A 21,443-nucleotide genomic window follows, 5' to 3' on the forward strand; every position below is an offset into this window, starting at 1 on the left:
ACTACTTCCGCCACGCGCTACGCCTCGCCCAGCTTGGGCCCGAAGACGCGCTCGACGTATGCCTCCAGCGTGCCCTCCTTGGCGAGCTCCGCGGCGTCCGCGAGCTCGAAGTTAGAGTCACATCCTTGGCCGACCTCGTCGTGGAAACCCAGGATGAAGTGGGTGGCAATCTCGTAGATAATCTTGGTGGGCGCGATGCCGAACACCTGATGCTCCAGGATGTGGTCCAAACGCTCGCGGTCGTCCGGGAAGGCGGCCTTCATGCCCTCGCTTCGGTACAGGCGCTTGATGATCTCGGTGATGTAGAGGCCAGACTTCATATACAGGTCGGCGAAGGTGTGGCTCGGGTCATCGAAGCAGCCCGGGTTCTCCTTCTCGAAGAGGTCCACCATCTGAACCACGACGTTGCGCGGCGTGAAGATCTGATTGGTCTTCTGGGGCGGCACGTAGTCGAAGATGTCCTCTGTCTGGGACTCGTCGAAGTAATTGGCCAGGCGTTCGCGCAGCTTGATGAACTCGCTCACGGAGTCGTTGAATACGACCTCGTCGAAGAGGTGCCCAACGAAGCGCTTTACCTCGCCGGTCTCGCCATCGGTGTAGTCGCCGCCATCACGCAAAAAGCGGAACTCATCAACGGTGATGCTCGTGACGTCCTGGAAGACGTCAGCGGGGATCACGGTGTCGAAGTTCGCGAGCGTCGTGCCCTCTTCGCCGTAGGCCATGAGGAACGACGGGATGGTACGCGAGAAGCCGCGCAGATGAGCGCGCACCTTGTCCTCGATGCCCTGCTTCTCGTCCTCTTTCTTCGCCGTCTCCACCTCGCGCACCACGGTCTCGCCGGCGCGTTGCACGAGCTCCTCGCGGGAGTCCTCGAGCTTCTGGGCGAGCGTCTGGAACGCCTCCGCTTTCTGCTCGTCATGGCGCTTGTTCACCTCGGCGCGCTCGGTCTCGCTTGTCGCCGCCTTGAGCTCGTCCTTGCGCGACTGCTCGATGCGGCGCGCCTGAATCTGGTAGTCGCCGACCTGGCGGTTGAGTTGGATGTCGGCGTCCGCCTGGACCTTGCGCTCGATCTGCTGCTGCTGGCGCGGCTTGAGCTCGCTGCCGTAGCTCTCCTTGGCGGCCTGTACCAGAGGCGCGGTCACGCTCTGCTTGAAGGCCTCCTTGAGGTTGTCGAGCATCACCCGATCGTCGTCATCGGCCTCGTGGGCTTTCGCGATGTCGTCCATGTGGCCTGAGAATTCGACGGCGATGTCGCCGTAGACCTTCGGCCCGAAGATGTCCGCAGCCTTGCCTACGACCTGCTCGTCGGGAATCTCCACCTCGCCCTCGTCGTTGATGGAGAGCTCGTCGGCCGTGCCCTCATCGATCTCGACCTTGTTCTTCTCGGCGTTCTGTGCCTTGCCCTGCTCGTAGGGATCGAAGCGCTGGATGATCTCCACGACCTCTGCCGGCGCGCGGAAGACGCTCGCGATGTTCTGGAACAGGAAGTTGCTCATAAAGCCGCGCCTGACCACCTCGCGGGCATGGATGCGCCTCGGCACGCTGAGCACCTGCTCGGCGTCGAGCTCGACCATCTGCCCCTCTTCGTCCTCGCCGTAGACGGGGAAGAAGTTCAGCAACTGACGGATATGGCGCTCGCGCGTTTCGACATCGCCGCCGCCGCGCGCGGTCTCGCCGTACAGGTCGTTGGCGAACTGCTCAAAGATAGTAAGCGTGCGCGCCGGGTCGAAGTCGAAGACGTAGGCGTTCTCCTTGCGCGCGTAGTTGCCGCCGCCCAGGTCGAACAGGCACGGGTTCTGGCTGCGGAAGGCCGCCTGCATGTACAGTGCGGGGCTCGCCATGTTCGAGAGCATGAGCACGGCGGTCCACTCCGGCACGGTCACGCCCGTGGTCAGCTGGCCGACCGAAAGGGTGATGGTCCTGTCGTGGTCCTTGATCGCGCGGCGTACCTTGTCGAGCGATTTCTCGTTCTCGTCATCGGCGTCGATCTTGCCGTCGCCAGCAGCGAGTACCACCTCGTAATCCTTGAAGACGGGGTGCGCCTGCAGCTTCTTGGCGAGGGCGCGGGCGGAGTCGACGCGGTTGAGCATCCAGAACGTGTGACGCAGCTCGTCGCGCAGCCCGGGTGTCGAGAACGGGAACTTCTCCTGCGTGGTGAGCGCGTCGAGGAACTTATCCACGTCGGCGTCGTGCACGAAGCCGCCGTTGTGCTTGGTCGAGAAGAACTCGTTGAGGTCGAAGGCGAACTCGGTCTGCTCGCCATCAATCTCCATGCCGCCGCGGGCCTCCTGCTCGACGATGTCGCTCATCTGGTAGGTGAGCAGGTTGAGCTTGGGGAGGTTGGCGTAGGGGTTCGGCTGCTCAGAGTCGGCAGGCCAGTCACGCTTGGCCTGCTGCTCGTCGGCATAGGTCCAGTTGTAGATGGCGTCGTCGGCGAACTTCTCGTTTGCGATGGCCTTGAAGGGCGTGCCAGAGAGGTGCAGCGTGAAGCGGCGCTTGATGTGGTCGAATGCCACGTCGGTCTTGAAGGTGTCCACGCCCTCGTGTGCCTCGTCGATGATGAGCACGTCCCAGGTGAGGTCGGCCACCTCGTCGAGCTTCTGGTACACGCCGCCGAAGCGGATGGAGCCCTTGAGGTCCTGAAGGCTCACGAACTCGATGAACCCCTTGGGGCCTTCCGGGTCGTTGCGGATGGCGCGCAGGTACTCCTCGCGGCTGAGGCAGTAGGGCTTGCCGGTCAGAGCGTCCACGCCGCTGATGAAGCGGTAGCCGCCCTCCAAGCCCACGAACTTCACGTAGTCGTCGTACCAGGAGTTGGCGATGGCAGGGCGGTTGGTGACGATGAGCACCTTCTGCGCGCCGATACTGCGGCACAGGTCGTATGCGGTGAGCGTCTTGCCGAAGCGCGGCTTGGCGTTCCACAGGAACTCGCCGCCGTGCGCGCCGCCCTCGTCCCAATGGGCGCGGGCGAAGGCTCCCGTCTGCTCCACTGCGCGCTGCTGCTCGGCGCGCAGGGTGTAGGAGGCAGCGCCGGGTGCGTCCAGCACGCCGTCGGTGTCGCGGAACCGGTAGAACTGCTGGTGAGACTCCTCGCCGCTAATCTTGAACCATTCCTTCTTGGGTTCGCGCTCGACGCCCTGCTTCTCGAGGTAGGCGTGGAAGTCGGTGTCATGGAACGTGCCCGCACGGTGCTCCCACGTGGCGTTGCCGCTCCACTCCAGATGCCACTGCACGTCGGCGGTGTGCGTTTGCTGTTTGATTCGCTCGCGCACGTCCTGCTCGGTGTAGTCGATCTTGGTCCAGCCGTTGTGGCGGACGATCTCGGGCGTGGTGTAGGCATAGATCTGCGGCACCGCGGGAGCGGTGGTCTCGATGATCTGGGAGATGTCGATGCTCGCCATTGCTAGTCCATCTCCTTCACATGGGATTCGATGAACTGAATCTCCTCGTCGTCGAGGCCGTACTTCGCATAGAGCTGACGGTCGATGTCAGCAACAGACTGCGACCAATCGATGTCGGAGTCAGAAGTAAAGTCCTGTAGGGGGACATACTTCCATTTTGGTGCGGGATTGTGCTGCGTAATCTTCAGAATTCCGAGCATGGTCCGAGCGAACTTCGATTTTATGTATTTGAGGAGAGCCGTAGCTTCCGCTTCGGAATTGAAACTGCCAATGCTTATGAAGGACTGCGTATGCCCTATTAAGGGCCGCCCTATTAAGGGCGTAGAAAGCACTTCTCCAAGCGCGCCCGATCCGTTGGCGGCAGGAACAAGTACTTTCCATTTGTCGAGGTTCGGATGCGGAGCGATATATCTGGCGGAAATGAACTTGTAAGCTCTTCCGGCGCGACCTCTGCCAAAGATTCTGATGCAACTATCTCCGTCGCCAGGCATCTCGTCAAAGAAAACTACATTGTTAAGGTTGTCGAGAACGTTTGTCTTAAGGTCATAGTCGTGGTTCTTGCTCAACAGACCATGGTCGTCGTCAACATAACGAATCTCGGGATGGTCTTCGTGCATGGCTTCAGTGAAGTGGTAGCTATCGGCCGCGAAGATGATATCGCCGAGGGGTTGGATGCCATGTTTTACAACCTTCTCTTTGATGGTACGAAGCTCATCGAAATGTGTGAACACTTCTATCGCACCGAAATCCCGATCAGCATCTCGATAGGTAACGGCAACACCGCCCTTGATGTCGGTATTCGGAAAGGCGCTGGACGCATCCGCTTTATAGCTCATCACTTTGAAATGGGGGTCGTTAAGCATCTTCCTGTTCCAGGCCTTTGGGGTTGAGCCGGCGTCAAATAGGAATCTAGCGGGAGTGACAAGCTCCACCTTGTCGGAAACCTTGAACGCCGAGTCCATAAACTCGTGATAGATGGGCGGTGCATAGGTCTTATTGCCAGAATCTTGTTCCGCCACTGAAAGCTGATATGGGGATTACCGATTACCGCATAGAACTTCTTTCCCATAATTGCTGCCTCACCTTTCAATGCGGCGAACTCGAAGGGCTCGCCGTTCTGCCAGTCGTATATCACGCAGAGGGGAACCGTTTCCCTTGGCTCCTCTTCTTTGGTCTCTTCGGTTGTCTCGTCGGGGAATACGTCATCGAACAGGTCGAAAAGCGACGGTTGCATCGGCTCCGGCTCGGGCTCCTCGAACGTCCCCAGGGTCGACTCCACCTCGGCGCCCATCTTGTTGGTGGGCACGGCGTCTGTGAAGCCGTTCATCTGCCAGAAGTTCCAGGAAACGATCCATGCCGCCTGCTCGAGCTCGTCCTGTTGGGGGCCCGACCCCCAGCGATTGCGGAGATGCTCGACGAACGTCTCGAGCACATTGACGCGAGCAATAAGCAGGTTGTCGCCCTGGTACTCGAAGCCGTACGTCGCGCGCAGCGCGTCGAGGGCCCGGCGCACCCATTCCTTGCGAGTCTTGGTCTTCTCGGTCACAACGCGAAGCTTGCGGTCAAGGAAGCCTACGCGCTCGCTTACGGGTAGCTCGTCTCCCGTCACGGTGTCGTAGCGCGAGCACACAAACGGCGCCTCGCCACACGTGATCTCGAGCCGCGTAGCCTCCACGTATGCGCGCCAGCCGTGTCCCTTTGACTTTGGAAATTCGATTGGATCACTAGTCGGCGTCCATGTATTGGCGCCATCATCCGCAACGATCTCGGTGTTGAAGACATCGCGCCGGCCGAACCAAGCCTCGTCCAAGTCGTTGTTCATCTGATTGCACAGCCATGACGGGGTGAACACCTCGGCGCGGCTCTTGGTGCGCTGGGATTGCTTCTCCTGCTCTTTGGCGATGCGCGGCTTGATGACGCCGGAGTTCATGCCCGTGATCTTCTCGACGGTCATCTCGTCATCGCCCATGTAGCCGTCGCCTAGGGCCTCGTATTCGTTGTCGGCCCATATGATGTTGCGCCCCGTAGTGCGGTCGCACAGCAACGTCTTGAGAATGAAAGTCGGGTATCGGCGGTCGAAGGACTCTATGAAGCCTTCGACCGAGATGTCGTGCATTGGCTCCGTCACGGGCTATTGTCCCTTCTTCGCGAGCTCTTCGATCATGCAAGTGCGCACAAAGGCGGAGAAGCTCATGCCGCGAAGGGCAGCCTCCTCCTTCGCCGCGTCGCGCAGGGTGTCGGGGATGCGCAGGGTCACAGATACCTGGTCGCCGTTTACCAGGAAGCTCCTGATCTCGGTCTCGCCGGGGTTACCCTTGATGAGCTCCTTATAGCCGTTAGACATTCGCGCCTCTATCCCTCGAAATGCAATACAAATGCGTTTTCTGAATTATAACGCAGCGGTACGCCGCGGCACTGGGAATAGGGGGACATCAGCCGCTCGGACACAATGCGACACCGGGCGGCGGAGAAGATCATCCGGCCGGAATCAAGGAACAGTTTCCGGACCGGGTTTCGTTCCTCAGTTATCGCGCGGTTTGACTTTGGCCCGCTCCTCCGCATAGAGGACCTCGTTCTGAGCCTCCAGGATGCGCGCCGCGTCGCCGATGCGCTCGGCACACCTCTCGCTTATAGACCTCAGGGCCAGGACCCCCTCGACGTCGAGCGGGTCCAGCTGGTCGGCGTGAGCCAGGGACTCGAGCAGCTGGTCCAGGCCCCTCGCCAGCCTCCCGGCATCTGCCACCGCGTCGAGCAGTTCGAGGCGCTATATCTTTTCTTCGTAACCCAACATCTGCTTGTCTCCTTCTCTCAATGCTCATGTACGGTAAGGAAGCAAGCAACCGAAAACAAGAGATAGACCGCCAGCACTACACTATTCCGAACCAAAGACCAAAAGATAAGCATTGTGGGAAAATATAAACTTTTGGATTTTCCTACAATGCCAACTACGGCGGAATCCCTCCCACTCCTTATATCTTTCTGTATACATTGAATTTGTATTTAGTAAAATGCAGACAACACCACGGATCGGCTTTTGGTTGGACAATTCCAACCAAACACCACAGCAGACAGCAGAAAACATTCTGAACGCTAGGAAGCCGGTATGATTGTTACATATAAGGGGAAGAAAAATTTCTTTTAGGTACTTGCTTTCCTAAAACTGATGTGATACAATGATTTAGTCCAGAAAAGGAGTAAAAAATATGCGGCAAGGTATTCTTAAATAAAATTTGATAATGGGCGCAAAAATGATTGCCCCTTGCAGGGGCTTAGTTTTTGTACCCAATTTAAGAATACTTTTGCCTTTTTAGTAAATATCGTGACGGACAGCGGCTCATGTAAGCCGTCATACTTCTGTTTGTCCGAAGTCATGATCCCCAGCGGTAAAAGTATTAGCCGCTGGGGATTTTTGCGCCCATTTGGGCCTTGTATGGAGGATAGACATGAACATTATCAATATCGGGATTCTTGCCCATGTAGACGCTGGAAAGACAACCTTGACGGAGAGCCTGCTATATGCCAGCGGAGCCATTTCAGAACCGGGGAGCGTCGAAAAAGGGACAACGAGGACGGACACCATGCTTTTGGAGCGGCAGCGTGGGATTACCATTCAAGCGGCAGTCACTTCCTTCCAGTGGCACAGATGTAAAGTCAACATTGTGGATACGCCCGGCCACATGGATTTTTTGGCGGAGGTGTACCGCTCTTTGGCTGTTTTAGATGGGGCCATCTTGGTGATCTCCGCTAAAGATGGTGTGCAGGCCCAGACCCGTATTCTGTTCCATGCCCTGCGGAAAATGGACATTCCCACCGTTATCTTTATCAATAAGATCGACCAGGCTGGCGTTGATTTGCAGGGCGTGTATCAGTCTGTTCGGGATAAGCTCTCCGCCGATATTATCATCAAGCAGACGGTGTCGCTGTCCCCGGAAATAGTCCTGGAGGAAAATACCGACATAGAAGCATGGGATGCGGTCATCGAAAATAACGATGAATTATTGGAAAAGTATATCGCAGGAGAACCAATCAGCCGGGAAGAACTTGCGCAGGAGGAACAGCGGCGGGTTCAAGACGCCTCCCTGTTCCCGGTCTATCATGGCAGCGCCAAAAAGGGCCTTGGCATTCAACCGTTGATGGATGCGGTGACAGGGCTGTTCCAACCGATTGGGGAACAGGGGAGCGACGCCCTATGCGGCAGCGTTTTCAAGGTGGAGTATACAGATTGTGGCCAGCGGCTCATCTATTTGCGGCTATACAGCGGAACGCTGCGCCTGCGGGATACGGTGGCTCTGGCCGGGAGAGAAAAGCTGAAAATCACAGAGATGCGTATTCCATCCAAAGGGGAAATTGTTCGGACAGACACCGCTTATCCGGGTGAAATTGTTATCCTTCCCAGCGACAGCGTGAGGTTAAACGATGTATTAGGGGACCCAACCCGGCTCCCTCGTAAAAGGTGGCGTGAGGACCCCCTCCCCATGCTGCGGACGTCGATTGCGCCGAAAACGGCAGCGCAAAGAGAACGGCTGCTGGACGCTCTTACGCAACTTGCGGATACTGACCCGCTTTTGCGCTGCGAGGTGGATTCCATCACCCATGAGATCATTCTTTCTTTTTTGGGCCGGGTGCAGTTGGAGGTTGTTTCCGCTTTGCTGTCGGAAAAATACAAGCTTGAAACAGTGGTAAAGGAACCCACCGTCATTTATATGGAGCGGCCGCTCAAAGCAGCCAGCCACACCATCCATATCGAGGTGCCGCCCAACCCGTTTTGGGCATCCATCGGACTGTCTGTTACACCACTCCCGCTTGGCTCCGGTGTACAATACGAGAGCCGGGTTTCGCTGGGATACTTGAACCAGAGTTTTCAAAACGCTGTCAGGGATGGTATCCGTTACGGGCTGGAGCAGGGCTTGTTCGGCTGGAACGTAACGGACTGTAAGATTTGCTTTGAATACGGGCTTTATTACAGTCCGGTCAGCACGCCGGCGGACTTCCGCTCATTGGCCCCGATTGTATTGGAACAGGCATTGAAGGAATCAGGGACGCAACTGCTGGAACCTTATCTCTCCTTCACCCTCTATGCGCCCCGGGAATATCTTTCCAGGGCTTATCATGATGCACCGAAATACTGTGCCACCATCGAAACGGTCCAGGTAAAAAAGGATGAAGTTGTCTTTACTGGCGAGATTCCCGCCCGCTGTATACAGGCATACCGTACTGATCTGGCCTTTTACACCAACGGGCAGAGCGTATGCCTTACAGAACTGAAAGGGTATCAGGCCGCTGTCGGCAAGCCAGTCATCCAGCCCCGCCGTCCAAACAGCCGCCTGGACAAGGTGCGCCATATGTTTCAGAAGGTAATGTAAAGATACCTACCGTCAACGCCGAGAAATTTATGGGCATTGTCCGCAAGCACCTTGCCTTTGAAGAACTGACCCCCACTCTCTTGCGGGAAATGATCGAGAAAATTGTGGTGCATGAGTGCAGCTATGATGAGAACGGCACCCGCAGGCAGGACATTGAGATTTATTACAGCTTTGTCGGCAAGATTGACTTGCCCGAATAACCGCCCGACCTATCCGACACAATGGCCAAGTGTCGGATAGGAACGGCAAAATTTTTTGCACTTCTATTGCTTCTTTATCACACATAAGCAAACGGACGTGTCGCGCAGCACCGTAGCCGTTCCGCGCAACGAAAAGCCTCACCGCCAGCGATCTCGTGCGCACATCGGCCGCAAGCGGCACGGGAGAGGCCGTCCCGATTAGGGTAGCGGCGCCGCGACTCGGAAACGCGCCTCCGTCCTCCACGCGACGTCCCGACGTAACCCTCGCGAGCGCCCCGGCAACCGCCGACGGGCCGCATCCCATGCCCGGAGGGTCTCGGCGCCCATGGCCGGTTCCATGCCGCACGCCTCCGCCCCTCCGACCCGAAACCCGCCCCGGCGCTCCTTGGACGCGCAGGGTCGCACGCCGGCAGGCGGCCCGCAAGGGCCGCGACACTTTTTCGGGTTCTTCGCCCCATGCGCTGCGCGCGCGAACAACGCGAAAAACTGACGTCGGGAGATTTCTACAACCACGTCCGACTTCGCTTCCTCCCTTGCCGGCACGCCCGCGCTGCATGCGACTCACGCGACGCAAGGCACGCCACAGGGGCGGGCCTCAGAGTCTAAGGAGCAAGACATGAACGACATGAAGGAAAAGGCGATGGGCGTGGTCAAGGCCTTCCTCGAGCGCAAGGGCTACGAGATCGTCGACGAGGCCTGGCAGGGGCCCGAGGGTATCGGCGGGATCGACCTCGTGGCGGTGGACGAGGACGGGACCCTGGTGTTCGTCGACGCCACGGCCCGGATCGGGACGGACGGCTTCCCCGAGGCCCACAGGGCGCGCGGGCTGCGCGAGGCGCTGGCGGCGACGTGGCTCGCCGGCAACGGCGACGACTACGCCGACACCCCGGTCCGCTTCGACGAGGTGGCGATGATGGTCGTCAAGGAGAACCGCGCGCTCCTGCGCCACCACGTCAACGCTTGGGGTTCATGTGTCTAAGACGTTTGCCATTTGCGCAAACACGTGCTGGACGCTCGAAAGCGTCCAGCACGTGCCGCCCTAGCGCATTGTGACCACATTCGGGGCCTGTGGAGTCGACCTCGATTTCGCAACTCGCTTGAGTTCCTCGTTCTCCATCCTGAGAAGCTCCATCTCGGCCAGCTGGGCCACGAGCATCAGCTTCTGCTCCTCCAGCTCTCTGACTCTGTCCGCGAGCTCGGTCAGCCGCCGTGAGCCGTCTCCTCGGGATTTCTTTGATGCTCGGTCGGGGACGGCTTCGAGTGCCTGAAGACTCTGGATACGCACCTTGACATAATCATTGCCGTACAAAGACGACCTGCTCAGGCCCGACTCCCTGGCAACGGCGGCGAAGGTTATCCTCTCGCCTCGGCCTTTGAGGGTCTCTATGGCGGCTTCGGCTCTGGTCCTGGTCTCTTCGGCCCTCGATGCGGCGTGCGCCCTGATGCCCTCGGTGTTCCTATTGTTCATTGACCTGCTCCTCCAAATCTCTGACGAGGGGCTCAAGATGAGCGCGCTTCGCGTACTGGCGTTGCCATTCGCGCTCCCGCCCCAGCGCCTTCAGGCGAGACATCTCCTCTTCGATGAGGTCGAGCTCTCGCTTGAGGACGGGGTAGAAGCGCTTCTCGGTCACGTAGTTCGGGCAATTGTAGAAGAAGCAGCTCTCACCCTTCGAGCAGGGGCCGCGGCGCAGGTCGTATAGGCAGACGCCCGTCGGCAGAGGGTTGAAGCTCATGGAGTCCGCAAGGGAGGCAATGACGTCCTCGACGCTCTCCTCGGCCCTGGCCTTGAGCTCTTTGGCCACCGCGGCCCTTATCTGCCTCGCCCGCTTGCCCGCAATCGTGGAGTCGGGCGACAGTATCGCTTTGCCCCATGCGCTGCGCAGGTCCTCTCGGCTGAGCTGAAGGTAGTGCGCCGTCATGTCTATGGAGACGTGGGCGTAGTGTTCCATGATGAACGCCAGAGGGATGCCCTGCATGACCAGCGACCGCACGAACGTGGTCCTGAACATGTGGGGGTGTATGGCGGGCTTGCCGCCGGCATCGGTTATCGACCAGCGCAGGCAGAAGCGCTTCAACCTGTTCGCGACGTCGGACGCCGTCATTCTCTTTACCTTGCCCCTGACGGGCCGCACGAACAGCGGGCCCTCGGAAGCGGGATTTCGCTTCTCGAGCTCCCTCACCGCGTCGACGACAAGGCTGTTGACCAGTATCCTGTGCGGGGTTGGGCCCTGCTTGACGGTCTTTGAGATCAACACCTCCATGGTGTGCATGCCGGCGGGCGCCTGCTCTATGCAGCCCCTCTCTATCGTGACGACCTCGCTGGCTCTTAGCCCTGTCTGGCTGAGGATGATTATCAAGGATTTGCTTATCGTGTCTTCCTCCATGAGGGCGCACTCGAGAACGCGCTCCATGGTGTCGTCCGGTATCACCTTGGTCTTCTTGTGGGGCGGGTCCCCCTTTGGCCACTCGGGCCGGGCCTTTACTGCGGCCATGTTGACGCTTTCGGGAACGTCCCAGCCCCGCAACTGGCCGATTCTTATGATCTCGTCTGCCACTTGGAGAACGTGAACCTGGGTGGCTGGCTCGATTCCGCAGGAGGAAAGCCAGAGGGGCAGGCCAAGTATGTCGTGCTCGTCGAGGTCCGATAGCCTGTCCGCACCCATCACGGTGCAGTATCCGAAGAGCCTCAAGATGTTGCTCCTCATCGACGTCACGGTTGATGCCTTGACGCGTCCGAGCTTCCAGTAGGCGTAGTGCCGCCATACTTCCCGGAGCCCGGGCTCGGCAACGGCGGTGAAGTCTATCTTCCTGCGATGGCCTTGGACCCAGTCGGGCGTAAGGTCCGTCAGGTCCCATACGTCGTCGCGGAACCGAGATCTCCCGACCTCCGGGTTCCACTCGGTCTCGGCTCGCTCGTTCTTCTGCGCCGGCAGGATGTCAATTGCGATGGCCTCCATCTACATCGCCTCCAGTTGCCTTATCAGGGCCTCTAGCAGATCGGCTGTCGCCTGGAGGTGCTGGCGGTAGTGCTCGCCGTAGGCGGCGCCCGCTTCCATGTCGGCCCTGATGCCGGCCAACCGCTCCCTGTGGGCATCCAGAAACTCCGGCGTGGTAACGAACCTCGCGCAGGTCAGGCATCGGCCTGACTGCATGAGCCTGCTGCAGACCTCGCCGTCGCTAAACGGCTTCGCGCAGTACCCATCCGAGAGGAGGGCCTTCGTGTCGCCGTTCTCGGCGAGCCACGCACGCTCATCCGCCGTCAGGGCATCGGTCTGCCTCGCGCCCACCGGCCGCAGCTCGGAGAAGGCCTTCGCCATGGCGGGGTCCTTCACTTTGGCGTAGTAGCCCTTGGTGGTGGAGGCGAAGGCGTGGCCCATAACCTCCTTCACGACGACTAGGTCGACACCCTTGGAAACCATGTCGGTGGCGAGCGTGCGTCTGAAGGAGTGAACGGTGAGGCTGGCGATGCTGCCGTCTTGCTCCCTGATCTCGTGCCTCTCCGCGAACTTCTTGAGCCAGGCCCGCATGAGATGGGACCGTATGCGCTTGCATGCGTACGAGCGGTGGGGGTCCTTGAAGACCATCAGGAAGCCACGGTCCTTCTCCGGCATCTCCCTGCGGGCCTCCTCGGTCAGCTCGGCGATCCGGGAGACGGCTGCGACGCACTGCGGGGACGCCGGGATCGGCTTCCTCTGAACGCCGTTCTTGAGGTCGAACCACTCGATCATGTGCCCGTTGACGGGGTGCTTGCTCACGCAGTCTACCCTGAGATTCTCGAGCTCGCTGGCGCGCATGCCTGTGCTCTCGAGGATGAGTATGGCGTTGCGCAAGATCTCGTTCTTCTCGTTCGGAAGGGCTGTGTTGACTTGGGCGACCACGTCGTCGGACAGGTAATCGATGTCGCGGGTCTGGTTGATGCCGAGGAACTCGCAGCCCTCGTACAGGGCCGTCTGCGCGATGCTCTCGGGCCTGTTCACCTGGAGCCAGCAGACGATGCTCCTGATGTCCTTGAATATGCTGTATTGGCTCCTGTAGCCCAGGGGCCTGCCCTCCCTGTAGGAAATCGCGGACGCAAGGTAGGAGCGGAAGCCATCCATTAGCTGGGGGGTTAGGTCGCGCAGGTCGTCGACGCCGCTCGACTTCAGGTAGTCTGCGAAGTAGCGGGCGTTCCTGCAGTGAGTGGCTACGCTTCTCGCGCTCACGGTCCTGGCCGTGTAGCACGTCCATGCATAGTCTCCGACGGCGCGCCTGACCTGGTCGGGCAGCTGGTCAAGGGTGAACCCGAACCTCTTGCCGCAGGACGCGGATTCCGGCCTCGTCTCGACGAGAACCCATTGGCCGCTCCTCGGCCTGGTCCTCGAGGGGGTCAGCTCTGCGGGCATGACATCACGCTCCTCTCCCAGTAGGATTCCAACGCCTCGCAGGCGCGCTTGCTGGAGAGGTGGGTGTAGCGATCGGTGGTGGACGCGTGGGCATGCCCCAAGAGGAGCTGCCTCACCGCGACGTCGACGCCCGCCTCGGCTAGGTTCGTGTTGAACGTGTGCCTCAGATCGTGGAAGCCGAACGATATGCCCGTCTTCTCGCGTATGCGGGTCAGGGAGTCGTAGGCGGCGTTGTAGGTAAGCTTGCGCCCGCGCCACGGCCCGTGGTCGGCCACGAACAGGAAGTCGTGGTCGGTAGCGATGTCGGCTCTCCCGCCGATTATGTAGGCGTCGATGAGCTCCAGGCACCTGAGCGGGACGTACAGGTCGCGCCGCTTCCCCTTTGACTTGATGTTTTCTACGACGGAGACGGGGGCGAACTGGTCGGGAATGGGTATGGAGCCGATCTGGAGGTCGAGGGCCTCCTGGATCCTGGCGCCGGTCATGTACAGCAGCGAGAGCAGGAGCTTGTCGCGTTCGCTATTGGCGGCGTCCAGTATGGTGGACATCTCCTCGTCGGTGACGATGCGGACGCGCCTGGGGCTCTCTTTGACCTTGAAGACGCCCTGGACGGTCCTGCTGTCTCTGCGAGCGTGGTGGAGCATGCCCTTGTGCATGCCGGGCGGCATAGCCACCGCCTGGGAGAGAACGGGGTTGAGTTCGACGGCCCCCAGTAGCTCGCACCAGCCGTAGAAGCCCTTGAGCGTGCTGAGCATCCTGTTGATGGTCGACCCGCAGCGCACGCTCTCCAGGTAGAGGACGAGGGCGTCGGGGTCATTTGACTGCAAATAGGCCTTGTACTCGTTGATGGTGGAGGGCGTGGCCTCGTCGTAGGCGTAGCCCTTCTGGGAAAGGAAGACCCAGTAGGTTTTGAGGTCCTGGGCGTAGGACGCGAGAGTGCTGGGGGCCCGGTTCTTCAGCCTCAGGAACTCGAGGTACCTGAAGACGGGCCGCACGGGGGCCATGCGGTCGTCCAAGAGGATGACGCGCGGGCTTCCGTGCACGGCGACTGTGTGCAGCTCCATGTTGCTCCTTCCTGTCGTACGGGTGTCTTCGACGCTGGCCCGTCCGTTTGCCCAGGTTGGAGCTGGGGTGACCGCGGCCTTGCGCCTCGGACACAATCTAGAAGATAAGAGCGGGAGCCGCCGCTCGAAGGTATTAATAAAAACACGTTTGAAACATGCCCTGAGCTGGGCATATGAATCAGAAAGACAAGGTGAACGTCATGAACAAAACAACCTACAGATATCACGTCAACTGCTTCGGCGAGATGGAGCCGCTCTCCTAGGCGGCGCGCCCGGCCCCGGGCTCCCGGGGCCGGGTTTCCCCGAAACTCGGCCCCTGTACCACGAAAGCGTACATATCCGTACGTTTTCGTGGTACACTCCGCTTGTCGGACAAATCCGTACGATTTTGTCCCGACGCTCCGAGACTCGGGGCGCGCCGGACCGGATGCGGCGAGGCGCGCCCCACGCTAGAGAGGACGCGACCCATGCGCACGATAGCCATTTCCAACTACAAGGGCGGCGTCGGCAAGACGACGACCGCCGTGAACCTGGCGGCCATCTTCGCCGCCCGGGGCCTTCGGACCCTGCTCGTCGACCTCGACCCGCAGGCGTCGGCCACCGACTTCTTCGGCCTCTACGACCGGGCCGCCTCCGAGCGGCGCACATCGGTCGAGCTGCTCTACGGCGGCGCGCCCGTGGAGGAGATCGCCTACGCCGCCGGGGAGAACCTCGACGTGGTGGCCTCGACCATCGACCTCGTCGACCAGAACGAGATGCTCCTGCGCGAGCAGCGCCTCAAGTTCGCGCTCGACGACGCCTCGGGCTCCTACGACGTCTGCCTCATCGACTGCAGCCCCGTGATGCGCAGGCTCGCCTTCAACGCCTACCTCGCCGCCGCGGAGGGCGGCATGGTCGTCATCCCCGTGAAGCTCGACTCCACCGTGATGCGCGGCACGGCGCTCACCGTGGAGGCGACGCGCTCAATCGCGGACGCCCTGCGCATGCCCACGCCCAGATGGAAGATACTGCGCACCTGCGTGCCCGGCCGCATGACCAACGCCGAGACCACGGGCGCGGCCGTGCTCGACGGGTTCTTCCCAGACGAGCAGTTCGAGACGGTCATACACGCGAGCAGCAAGGTCTGCGAGGGCAGCTGGCAGTGGAAGCCGGTGGCCGCCTTCGAGCCGGGGAGCCGCCCCGCGCGCGACTACGAGGCCCTCGCCGACGAGGTGTACCGTGAGCTCGCCTAGCCAGGTGGCCGCGGGATTCACCATCACGGGGCTCCTCGACGGCGCGTCCCGCACCCGCGGGCGCTACCCGGTGTCCGAGATCGCGGTGGCCGACATCGCCGACCACCCGGCGAACGCCGCGTACTCCATGGACCCGGCCGGCATAGCCGAGCTCGCCGAGTCGATACGCCAGGACGGCCTCACCGACCTGCCGCTGGTGCGCAAGGTCGGAGACGGCTCGTGGCAGATGGTCTCCGGGCACCGCCGCAAGGCCGCCTACGCGCTGCTCGCCAAGGACGACCCCGCCTACGAGAGGATGCCCTGCCGCGTGATAGAGGGCATCGACGACGAGCGGGCGGTGACGCTGCTCCACGCCGCGAACTACTTCACCCGCGCGCTCACCGTGACCGAGCGCGCCGCCGCGACCGAGGCGCTCAGGGGCGACGCCGTGCGCCTGCGCTCCGAGGACCCGTCGCTTTCCGGCATGCGCGTCGACGACGTGAAGGCCGCCATCATCGAGCGGCAGACGGGCCGCAAGGTCTCCGGCAAGACCATCGCGCGCGAGGAGAGGCTTGCCCGCAGGATCGCCGAGGACCTCTCGCCCGAGTGGGCCGCCGAGGCCGACCGAGGCAACCTCAGCGCCGAGGCGGTGCGCTCGCTCGCGGGCATGCCGAAGGAGCGCCAGGCGGAGATGCACGCCGCGATGGAGCCCTGGCGGCGCACCAAGCGGGAGCTCTCCGACTACGTGAGGAGCGAGAGCAAAACGCAGGCCGGCCCCGACGGGCGCATCGCGAAGGCCGCGAGGCTCGTGGCCGACTTCCTCGAGAGCCCGCCCGAGAGCCCGAGCGCTGCCGACCTCTCGCTGCTGCGGGAGATGGCGCTCATGACCGCGCCCTACGCGGAGGCGGGCGCAGGAGCCCGGAAGGTCCGAAGAAGGGCCTCGCATTCGAAATCCAGCAAGTAGCCTATGGCGTCCGACATCGCGTCGGGCGTCCATAGCACTTGGTGTTAGCGTCAATATATTTTTCACCATTTTCACCAACGTATTTTCGCCAATCGCGCCAACGCGGATGCGCCGGATTCGCCAACGCTGATGCGCCGCTTCCGGCGTCTAGGCGCCCTCCTCCTTCCCGTCCTCACCGCCGATGGATACGTCCTTCAGGCGATATGACCGTCCCGTTATCTTGATCATCGCGCAATGGTGGCAAAGCCTGTCGGCCACCGCCGAGGCCGTGACGTTGCTGCCGAACACGTCGCCCCACCTGCCCACCGGCACGTTGGTCGTGACGATGGTCGACCGCTTGAGCGCGTAGCGCCTGTTGACCAGCTGGAACAGCAGGTCGGCGCCCTCCTTGCCGATGTCGAGGTAGCCGAGCTCGTCTATTATCAGCAGGCTGCAGTGCTCGTAGAACCGCATCCTGCGCGCCAGCGCCTCCTTCGCCGAGGCGTGCTTGAGGTCCTCGACCAGCCTCGAGCAGTCGGCGAAGTACACCTGCTTGCGGGCCATCACCGCCTCGTGGCCTATGGCTATCGACAGGTGGGTCTTGCCGACGCCCGGGCTGCCGACGAGCACGACGTTGTCGCCGCGGTCGATGAACTCGAGCGTGGCCAGCTGCTCGACCAGCCCGCGCGGCACGCTCGGCTGGAAGCCCCAGTCGAAGTCGGCCAGCGTCTTTATGTAGGGGAAGTTGGCCATCCTCGTGCGGCGCTCGTCGTCGGCGCGCCGCTTGAGGGCTATCTGGGCGTCGGTGAGCTCGAGCATGGCGTCGACCAGGCTCTTCCTCCCGTCGGCGACGAGCCTGACGTACTCGGGCACCGACGACGCCATGCCCTCGAGCCCCAGCTCCTCGAGGTTGGCCGCCAGGCGGTTGAGGGGGCTGGCCTGCACGGCGGCGCTCACAGCGAGCCCCCTATCGAGTCGAGCAGGCCGAGGTTGGCCGCGGCGGCCGCCTCGATGTCGCCGGCGGCGTCGCCGAACCACCGCTTGCCGGCCATGGCCTCGGCGTAGTGCGCCGGGTCGTAGGCCGGCCCGCCCGCCACGTGCGTCGCCACCAGCTCGCCGCCGACGTAGCAGTCCATCGCGCCGCCGGGCATGCAGACGATGCGGGCGGGCCTGCCGATGCAGCGCCTGGGCACCGACATGGGCTCGCCGTGCGCGCTCACCAGCATCGTGGCCGGCACCCTGGCCACGCGCACCACGTCGCCCATCGCCTCCTCGAGGGCGCGCAGGTTGCCGACGGGCAGCAGCGCGTCCTTCTCCTCCATGAACAGCGCGGAGGGCGGCAGCCCCGTGGTCTCGTTGGGCTCGGAGTTGCTGGCGTCCTCGATCCGCGCGACGATCTCGTCGATATCGTCCCAGCCGTCGAAGTCGCCCTGGTAGGCCATGAGCCGCGACAGGAAGCGGTTCGACGACTCGACCTTGCCCTTCGTCTGGGGGCTGCGCGGGCGGCACAGCTTCAGCTCGAAGCCGGCGGCCTTGGCGAACTCGTATGCGCGCTGGACCTTGAGGCGCCTGCCGCCCTTGATCGTCACCAGGGCGGACATGTTGTCCGTGACCCACTCGCGCGGCACGCCGCCGAGCCTCGCGATCGTGGCGTACATGCACCTGACCAGGTCGTCGGTCGTCCTGGTCCTCGACCGGATGAATATGTGCCTGCGGGAATGGCCCAGCGTCGCCGCGAACACGTTGAACTCGAACAGCTCGCCGTCGCGGTTTGCCATCTTGACGGACTCCTTCCAGTCGAACTGCAGCTGCAGTCCGGGCGGCGTCTCGAAGCGCGGGTGCGGCTCCGGGCCCCCGGAGGCCCCGACGGCGATGCCGTTCTTGCGCATGAACTGGGTGAAGGCGTTGTAGCCGGCCAGGTCCTCGCCGGGATACCTGTGCAGCAGCCACTCGTGGATGCCCTTCTTGGTGACTCCCGGCAGTTGCGCCTTGGCTGCCACCTCCTCGATGTGCGCGTCGAACGAGCCCGCCCTGTCGCCGCGCCCGTCGTGGGGCCGCCCGCCCTCGGCCCTCCAGTACGACGCCACGGTGTGCCTGTCCTTGCCGTAGCGCTTCGCTATGTCGCTGAAGTTGGGCTTTATGCCCGCTTCCCTGTACATGTCCAACTCTCCGATCAGGTTCTTCTCCGCCACGGCCCGCTCCTCCCGAAAGCATCGTTCGCTCGTCGATCGAAGCGTAAGTCCCGGCGTTGGTGGAAATGGTGAAAATGCGTTGGCGCAAATGGCGGGATTGCGTTGGCATGATTGGTTATTGAGCGTTGGTCAAAATGGTTGTTTTTACAGTAGCGCTAACACTTGGGGACCGGGCGGCCTCGGACCCGTCATGCCGCGGGCCGTTGGGGAGCCCGCTTACGCGAGGCCCGGTCCCAGAGGCGGCGCCCGAGCCGGGCCGCCGCCTGCGGGGGATCCCCCGCGCCCCTAGAGAGACGCGCCCGCCGCGCGGCGGGCCCGAGGAAAGGAATCCGCCATGGAAGAGGAAGCCGGCGTCGCCAAAGGCAAGGAGCGCCGCGTCACGTTCCGCATGGAGGGAGGCGACTACGACGCGCTCTGCGAGCGGTGCGAGCGCGCCGGCCTCAGCAAGTCGGAGTACCTGCGTTACCTCGTGCGCATACCGTTGTCGACGGAGGCCAACGCGGGAGACGAGCACCGCATACTCGTGGACCGCAGGGCCCTGTGGGCGATGTCGCGCGAGCTCACGAAGTGGGGCTACCACTACAACCAGGCCGTGCACGCGATGAACCTCATCATCTTCCACGCCCGCCATGGGCGCGTCGACCGCGACCTCGTGGCGGAGAGCGTCCCTACGATCGAGCGCGAGCTCGCCGACGTGAACGCCGCGGCCCGCGAGATGGCGGCCGAGCTCGGGCGCATCGGAGCCGACTCGCTCGTGGAGGGGTCGCCATGCCGATCCTGAAGCCGATAAGCGGCCACGGCGCGACCGGAGGCATCCGCCGCTACCTCGAGAAGGGAGGCCGCGCCCTCGCGCGCGACCTGTTCAACCTGAGCTACGACGAGCGCGACGCCGGCGCGCTGGGAGACGAGGCCAAGGAGGCCTGCGCCTGGGACGCCGAGATGGACGCCACTCGCGCCGCCTTCGGCACGGACGCACCCTGGAGGGGAAAGCCCGCGCGCACGTTCAAGCACTTCGTGCTCTCGCCGGACCCCGGCGACGACATCGACCTGGCTGCGCTGCGCGAGCTCGCGTGCTCGTGGGCGCTCAAGCACTTCGGCGACCACGAGATCGCCATCGTCTACCACGACGACAACGCCCGCGGCATACCCCACGCGCACATCGTAGTGAACAACGCGAACCTCCGCACGGGCTACCGCATGCAGACCCAGCACCCCGAGGACCTCAACCGAGACCTTCAGGACATGGCCCGCGAGCGCGGGCTGTCGGGCCTCTCCAACGACCGGGCGCCAGAATCGCCGTCGAAGGCGCGAGGGCGCGCCGGCGCGGGCGGGCCCAGGAGTCGCAGGAGCGTCTACCTGGGCCGTGCCGAGAAGGAGATCATGCGCTCTGGCGGCTACTCGTGGGTCGGCGACATCCGCGCCCGCGTCGCGCTCGCCAAGACCACGGCGCGCGACGAGGCGGAGTTCCTCGGCATCCTCGACGCCCTGGGCGTGCACGTCGCCGACAACTCGGCCAAGGCGAGGCGGGACGACTGGGTGTTCAGCCTGGCAGAGGAGCCGTCCAAGAAGGTCAGCGGCGAGCGCCTGGGGTTCGTCTACGGCAAGGAGATGCTCCGCCGGCGGTTCGAGCGCGAAGGCGCCTACCGCCCCACGGACGCGAGCACCGCGCGCATCCGCGAGGCCGCCGAGCGGGCCCTCGAGCTCAACGACCTCTCGGAGCTGAGCAGGCTCTCCTCGGCGCTCGAGACCTGCGCGAAGTTCGACGTCGAGTCGATCGAGGAGTTCGGTCTCAGGATGGCGACGCTCGAGCGCCGCGGCCAGGCGGGCGGCGAGGGGTACCGCCGCCTCGAGGCTGCGCGAGCCTACATAGCGGAGAACGGCCTCATGCCCCTCAAGACCCGCTACGGGAACGGCGACAAGCGCGGCGAAGCCGGCGACAACCAGCGCGGCAGCCGGCATGAGGACGAGCAGCAGCGCATCCTCGCCGCCGAGCGGCAGCGGGCCCAGCAGGACCAGCGCAGGGAGAGGGGCCGGAGATGATGGTGAGGATAGAGTACGAGGGCGGCAGGACGACGCTGTTCGACACGCTCTCGTTCACGGAGGGGTCGCCGTTCTCCGGCGCGAACATGCTCACGGAGTTCGAGCTCGAGATGCGTGAGGTGCCCGAGAAGGGGCTTTGGCTCACGGCGAACTGGCACCAGGTGCGCGACGACTGGCGCGCCGACGCGCCCGCGGACGGCATCCCGGCCGCACGCAGGTCCCGCGGATGGCGCTTCATGCTTGCCTCGGAGGCCGAGCTCGGGCGAGCCCGGCGCGTCCTGCTCGACGGCGACGAGGCGTTCGCCCGGGTGCGGGGATACCTGTGCGACGCGGCCGCGATCGGCGCCTGCTACCGCGAGCACGTGGGTCCTCCCTCAAAACCGCTGAAGTCGCAGATAAAGGAGCTGCAGCGCGCGCTGGGGAGGGCGGAGGTCCCGGGCGTGCCCGACGAGCTGGCGAGGCTGCTCGCGCAAGAGAAGGAAGAGGGCGCCGAGGATGGTGCCCGCAAGGTCAAGGAAGATTGGGGTGACGTCGATGAAGAGGCTTGGTAGGTTCCTCAAGGCGGCGCTTAAGGTCACGCTGGGCTTTTTCGTCTGGCTGTTCCGCGCCGTGTTCAAGTGGGTGATGTAGTAAGAGGCGGGCAATTG

General features: G+C 62.6%; 17 protein-coding genes and 1 pseudogene. 8 read left to right on the plus strand and 10 right to left on the minus strand.

The features are described from left to right. Positions 1-17 precede the first annotated feature (17 nt). The 4 genes and pseudogenes from ET524_RS01845 to ET524_RS01855 form a co-directional block, all read right to left on the minus strand. Positions 18-3,401 carry a DEAD/DEAH box helicase gene (locus ET524_RS01845; RefSeq protein ID WP_129423100.1) on the minus strand — a complete coding sequence of 1,128 codons (3,384 nt, stop codon included), beginning with the start codon at positions 3,399-3,401 and terminating at the stop codon, positions 18-20. Positions 3,402-3,403: 2 nt separating this feature from the next. Further along, the gene (locus ET524_RS11655) at positions 3,404-4,264 is read right to left on the minus strand and encodes a class I SAM-dependent methyltransferase (RefSeq protein WP_371736606.1); all 861 of its coding nucleotides are present in this window, start codon (positions 4,262-4,264) and stop codon (positions 3,404-3,406) included. Positions 4,265-4,288: 24 nt separating this feature from the next. Continuing rightward, positions 4,289-4,363 (minus strand): annotated as a pseudogene (locus ET524_RS12125) (hypothetical protein); the annotation flags it as partial. Positions 4,364-5,532: 1,169 nt separating this feature from the next. Further along, positions 5,533-5,745: a YlcI/YnfO family protein gene (locus ET524_RS01855; RefSeq protein ID WP_172596416.1), complete on the minus strand. Its 213-nt coding sequence runs from the start codon at positions 5,743-5,745 to the stop codon at positions 5,533-5,535. Positions 5,746-6,844: 1,099 nt separating this feature from the next. On the opposite strand from ET524_RS01855, the gene tet(W) reads away from it, so the two are divergent. The 3 genes from tet(W) (at position 6,845) to ET524_RS01880 (ending at position 9,943) form a co-directional block, all read left to right on the plus strand. Continuing rightward, positions 6,845-8,764, plus strand: coding sequence for a tetracycline resistance ribosomal protection protein Tet(W) (gene tet(W), locus ET524_RS01870; RefSeq protein WP_075843486.1), 1,920 nt, complete (start codon positions 6,845-6,847; stop codon positions 8,762-8,764). After that, positions 8,650-8,964: a DUF4368 domain-containing protein gene (locus ET524_RS12220; protein WP_430393067.1), complete on the plus strand. Its 315-nt coding sequence runs from the start codon at positions 8,650-8,652 to the stop codon at positions 8,962-8,964. Before tet(W) ends, ET524_RS12220 begins: the two co-directional genes overlap by 115 nt. A 616-nt stretch (positions 8,965-9,580) precedes the next feature. After that, on the plus strand, positions 9,581-9,943 hold the full coding sequence (locus ET524_RS01880; protein ID WP_129423102.1) for a YraN family protein: 363 nt from the start codon (positions 9,581-9,583) through the stop codon (positions 9,941-9,943). Positions 9,944-10,003: 60 nt separating this feature from the next. On the opposite strand, the gene ET524_RS01885 is transcribed toward ET524_RS01880, so the two are convergent. From ET524_RS01885 to ET524_RS01900, 4 genes are read right to left on the minus strand one after another with little or no spacing between them, the layout of a single operon-like run. Further along, positions 10,004-10,432 carry a DUF6262 family protein gene (locus tag ET524_RS01885; RefSeq protein ID WP_129423103.1) on the minus strand — a complete coding sequence of 143 codons (429 nt, stop codon included), beginning with the start codon at positions 10,430-10,432 and terminating at the stop codon, positions 10,004-10,006. Continuing rightward, positions 10,422-11,921 carry a tyrosine-type recombinase/integrase gene (locus ET524_RS01890; protein WP_129423104.1) on the minus strand — a complete coding sequence of 500 codons (1,500 nt, stop codon included), beginning with the start codon at positions 11,919-11,921 and terminating at the stop codon, positions 10,422-10,424. Before ET524_RS01890 ends, ET524_RS01885 begins: the two co-directional genes overlap by 11 nt. Then, complete coding sequence (locus tag ET524_RS01895; RefSeq protein WP_129423105.1) at positions 11,922-13,346, minus strand: tyrosine-type recombinase/integrase; 1,425 nt, start codon at positions 13,344-13,346, stop codon at positions 11,922-11,924. Next, positions 13,331-14,410 carry a tyrosine-type recombinase/integrase gene (locus tag ET524_RS01900; protein ID WP_129423106.1) on the minus strand — a complete coding sequence of 360 codons (1,080 nt, stop codon included), beginning with the start codon at positions 14,408-14,410 and terminating at the stop codon, positions 13,331-13,333. Before ET524_RS01900 ends, ET524_RS01895 begins: the two co-directional genes overlap by 16 nt. A 467-nt stretch (positions 14,411-14,877) precedes the next feature. On the opposite strand from ET524_RS01900, the gene ET524_RS01905 reads away from it, so the two are divergent. Both ET524_RS01905 and ET524_RS01910 read left to right on the plus strand, forming a co-directional pair. After that, on the plus strand, positions 14,878-15,642 hold the full coding sequence (locus ET524_RS01905; protein WP_075279298.1) for a ParA family protein: 765 nt from the start codon (positions 14,878-14,880) through the stop codon (positions 15,640-15,642). Next, positions 15,629-16,585 (plus strand): ParB/RepB/Spo0J family partition protein, encoded by a 957-nt coding sequence (locus tag ET524_RS01910; protein ID WP_101677773.1) that lies wholly within the window; start codon positions 15,629-15,631, stop codon positions 16,583-16,585. Before ET524_RS01905 ends, ET524_RS01910 begins: the two co-directional genes overlap by 14 nt. A gap of 147 nt (positions 16,586-16,732) precedes the next feature. Here ET524_RS01910 and istB read toward each other — a convergent pair whose 3' ends face one another. Beyond that, positions 16,733-17,521, minus strand: a complete 789-nt coding sequence (gene istB, locus ET524_RS01915) for an IS21-like element helper ATPase IstB (RefSeq protein ID WP_129423107.1) — start codon at positions 17,519-17,521, stop codon at positions 16,733-16,735. Further along, the gene (istA, locus tag ET524_RS01920; RefSeq protein WP_118449093.1) at positions 17,518-18,756 is read right to left on the minus strand and encodes an IS21 family transposase; all 1,239 of its coding nucleotides are present in this window, start codon (positions 18,754-18,756) and stop codon (positions 17,518-17,520) included. The genes istB and istA overlap by 4 nt, the downstream gene beginning before the upstream one ends. Before the next feature lie 334 nt (positions 18,757-19,090). Between istA and ET524_RS01925 the strand changes: the two genes are divergently transcribed. The 3 genes from ET524_RS01925 to ET524_RS01935 are packed head-to-tail and all read left to right on the plus strand — an operon-like array spanning position 19,091 to position 21,347. Continuing rightward, positions 19,091-19,537: a CopG family transcriptional regulator gene (locus ET524_RS01925; RefSeq protein ID WP_129423108.1), complete on the plus strand. Its 447-nt coding sequence runs from the start codon at positions 19,091-19,093 to the stop codon at positions 19,535-19,537. Further along, complete coding sequence (locus ET524_RS01930) at positions 19,525-20,796, plus strand: relaxase/mobilization nuclease domain-containing protein (RefSeq protein WP_117205493.1); 1,272 nt, start codon at positions 19,525-19,527, stop codon at positions 20,794-20,796. Before ET524_RS01925 ends, ET524_RS01930 begins: the two co-directional genes overlap by 13 nt. Beyond that, positions 20,793-21,347 (plus strand): hypothetical protein, encoded by a 555-nt coding sequence (locus ET524_RS01935; protein WP_075279302.1) that lies wholly within the window; start codon positions 20,793-20,795, stop codon positions 21,345-21,347. Before ET524_RS01930 ends, ET524_RS01935 begins: the two co-directional genes overlap by 4 nt. Positions 21,348-21,443: the final 96 nt, after the last annotated feature.

The organism is Senegalimassilia faecalis, assembly GCF_004135645.1.
Lineage (GTDB): Bacteria > Actinomycetota > Coriobacteriia > Coriobacteriales > Eggerthellaceae > Senegalimassilia > Senegalimassilia faecalis.